The 3840-nt window shown below is 40.9% G+C and carries 2 protein-coding genes; one reads left to right on the forward strand and one right to left on the reverse strand.

Annotation, left to right across the window (positions count from 1 at the left end; genetic code table 11):
• Positions 1-1192, reverse strand: a 1192-nt coding sequence (locus tag AAC037_RS21290) for a peroxidase (protein ID WP_339905462.1), incomplete at its 3' end; no start/stop codon positions are given.
• Positions 1193-1787: 595 nt separating this feature from the next.
• Between AAC037_RS21290 and AAC037_RS21295 the strand changes: the two genes are divergently transcribed.
• Positions 1788-3662 (forward strand): sulfatase-like hydrolase/transferase, encoded by a 1875-nt coding sequence (locus AAC037_RS21295; protein WP_339905463.1) that lies wholly within the window; start codon positions 1788-1790, stop codon positions 3660-3662.
• Positions 3663-3840 lie beyond the last annotated feature (178 nt).

Here is a 3840-nt window from a genome sequence, read left to right on the forward strand (position 1 = left end):
TTTGGTGGGCCCTGACCCCTTTCATGTATTCAGAGCGGTGGTTGTACTGTTTGTGAATCAACCAGCGGGTGGCGGGAAATCCAAAAGCATGACTAAAAATTACGGCCATATTCTTTGTTCTCCTTTCACTGTCGACAAAGTCATGGGCATAAGCCTCAGAAAGGTTGTCGAAATTGGCGATAAAAACCAATCTTTTCCCTTTGTCTAGTTGCAACCAGCGGGCAGTATGGACGGTGGGGATATAGGTGAAGTAGGCCAGTAGACCCACCAATTTTAAACTTACAGCTAAGAAGGCCCGCCTGATCCAGCCTTTTTTCAAAGGAGCAATTACTGTCATTTCATTTATAACCGGATTGGTTTCCAAGGCAACGATCTTTCTTACTTCTTCATCTGACAGTTCTTTCCCCGGAATATGTGTTTTTTTTTCATTTTGCCGAAGCAGGACTAACATTCCCCCCATAAAAAGAAGAAACAATGGAAAAACCCAAGCCATTACTTTTACAAATAAGGCATCAACAAAAAAACTAAGGACAATACATACAATGGAGCATGCCATTACCAGGCCGAAAATGACAAGGGGAAGTAGCATCTGTATTTTGTTTTTTTGGGCATATGGAATACCGGCAACAGCCCAGCTGAGTTTGGGGTTATTCGCTATATAATACTCAATTTTCTGTTTTATTTTAGATGGTGGCAGTTGGGAAGCCTCGGGGTCTGTGTTCATTTGTTGGGCATATTCCCATACAGCAGCTTTAAGGTCTTTTTCCCTTTCCACATCTTCAGTGCTGATAAATTTAAAACCGCTATAAAAAGTGTTGGGCACAGATTTATCGTGCAGAAATGCTATCATTTCTGATTCCCCTGAATAGGTTATGGGAAACTCATCACTTTCGCCAAAAACCTGTTTTAACTTAGGTTCCAAAAATGCAACAAGCTCTTCAATATGTTGGTTTTTATCCCCAACATAGCTTGTCAATAGAATAATCCTGGCGGGAAGTTGTTCCTGTTCCTCGTAAACTTGTGGGGGCAAGGTTAACCAGCTGATAAAAAAGGTGCCGGGCAATGCCTTCTCAAATTGTTCCCTGTTGGTCTTTAGCTCCTTTCGAAACTGAAACAATTGGGCATTGACATCTGTCAATTTATCTTCATGTAGCGTGACGGTAACTGTAAGCCCTTTATGGATTGTAGACATAAACCTTATCATATTTGATACAATATAAAAAAATTTTATTTCTTTTTAATAAAGAAATGCCATAAAAAAATAAGGTTTTATTTGAATTTTATAGGAAAAAGAGGAAGGTTCAATTCCTTGTTGGAAGGATTACGATCGAGGATACAGTTAGTAAAATATCGGGCGATTGTTTTTAAAGCTCCTAGACTTCTTTTACCAATATAAATACCCTTAATAAATTAGGTTAACAGTGTTGTGGCTAGTTTATCAAAACCTTTGACTGCTAAGAAAGAAGGGTAGGGTTTCATGTTTTTTGACATGTATTTACCCGCTAAAATAAGGAAAAAATCACACTTTTTAATTGTGTTCAAATTATTGAATACCAAATTGATTGGCTTGGTAATTAAAATTTTGAGCGCCATACTAAAGGCCAAAGCCAATGGCTGGGTATTGATTCATAAGGAAAGAGGGGGCCAATATAAAGGCTTGGGAAGATGGATAGAATAATACCAACCTATTTTATTGATTAATTTTTTGTTTTCACTTTATACACTACAAAAATTCAAAAAAAATGAGTTTATTTATGTTTTCACGATAATAATAAGTAAAACCCAAAATGAAACATACTTTATATTTTCTTTCGCTCTTGTTATTTTTTGGATGTGCAAAGCCCGAAGAAGAATTACCTCTCCCCAATATATTATGGATCACTAGTGAAGACAACAGTCCCTTCGCCGGATGCTATGGAGATGAATTTGCTACCACTCCCAATATGGATGCCTTGGCAGCAGAGGGCTTTCTTTATACCCATGCCTATGCCAACGTGCCTGTTTGTGCCCCGGCCAGGAACACAATATTGACCGGGATTTATGCCATTTCGGGAGGGAATCAGCACATGAGGAGTTATTATGACAAATCTGATGTGGTAAAGTTTTATCCGCAAATGTTGCGGGAAGCAGGTTACTATACCAGCAATAATTCCAAAGAAGATTACAATATTAATCCGGAGCAAAATGTCAATATTTGGGATGACTCCAGTAAAAAGGCACATTATAAAAACAGGCCGGAAGGAAAGCCTTTTTTCGCGGTATTTAATTCCACCATTTCCCATGAGAGCTCCATCCATAAGTCGATTCCCAACGAGGAACTAAGGCACAGCCCTGAGGAGGTTCCTTTGCCACCTTACCATCCGGATACCCCGGAAATGCGACATGACTGGGCGCAATATTATGATAAGGTGGAGGACATGGATCAAAAAATCGGCGAAATTCTTCAAGAATTGGAAGAAAGTGGCGAAGCGGAGAATACCATTGTGTTTTATTATGGGGATCATGGTGGGGTGTTGGCAAGAAGTAAGCGTTACGTTTACGAAACAGGTACCCGGGTGCCTTTTATTGTGAGAATACCCGAAAAATACAAGCATTTGTTTCCAGCAGAAAAACCGGGAGATAAGGTAGATCGAATGATCAGTTTCGTGGATTTATTCCCTACACTGCTAAGCATTATCGGAACAGATATTCCTGACTACCTGCAGGGCAAAGCCTTTTTAGGTGAGAAGAAAACAGAAGATCCCGAGTACGTGTACATGTTTCGTGGGAGAATGGATGAGCGCTATGACATGAGTAGGGCAGTACGAGACCAGAAATTCAGGTACATTCGGAATTACATCCCCTACAGGGTGTATGGGCAGTACCTAGAATATTTATTCAGAGCACCATCGATTAGGTCCTGGCAAGCTGCATTTAAAGCCGGAAAATTAAACCCCATTCAATCCGCCTTTTGGAATACCAAGCCAGCGGAAGAACTGTATGACACAGAAAATGATCCATGGGAAGTAAATAACCTGGCGAATGATCCTGAATACCGTGATGTTTTGGAGCGGATGCGTGGAGCGGCCAAAGATTGGATGTTGGAAATTAAGGATACCGGTTTTATCCCCGAAGCAGCGCTTATTGACAGAACAGAAGGCACCACGGCCTATGATTATATGCGCAACTCCGATATCAATTTGGAGCAATTGATAGAAGCAGCCAATTTGGCTTCAACGGCCAAAGAAGAAGACCTTTCACAATTGATGGACTTGCTGAATTCGGAAGAAGCTGCGGAGCGGTATTGGGGAGCTACCGGATTATTGATATTGGGCGAAAAGGCCAGACCTGCTCTAGGAGCGCTGGAGGAAGCCTTAAATGATCCCTCTCCCAATGTTAAATCCGTAGCGGCTGAGGCATTGTATGGCTTGGGTGCCAAAGAAAAAGCCAGGGAAGCGCTGGCGGAGGTATTGATGACACCCAATTCCTTTGCCAGAACCCATGCACTTAACGTAATAGACAGCATAGAAGACCAATCTAAAACCAGCTTGGATGCAGTTGTTGCCATGGTAGAAAATGCAGGTGAATTGGACCGCAGCCAATATGACCTAAGGGCTGCCAGAGGCTTGCTGGAGAAGTGGAACATCGACCCTTCAGATTATGGTTTTGATATGGATTGGTAAGAAAAACATAAATATCAATCCTTCGAAATTTAAAGGAGATATTCTAAAAATAAAAGGTAATAAAATTACACCAATTCAACCACATGCGGATATATTGTGTAATAAAATTGCGCATATAAACAAGTTCTACTGCATTCAGGCGGCATTTCAGTTACAAGTTTTTTTTCGGCCGGAGAGC

The organism is uncultured Cyclobacterium sp. (assembly GCF_963976465.1).
Taxonomy (GTDB): Bacteria; Bacteroidota; Bacteroidia; order Cytophagales; family Cyclobacteriaceae; genus Cyclobacterium.

What these genes read in the sequence shown, in the direction of transcription:
- AAC037_RS21295 (WP_339905463.1), top strand. Translation starts at nt 1,788, where the DNA reads ATGAAACATACTTTATATTTTCTTTCGCTCTTGTTATTTTTTGGATGT.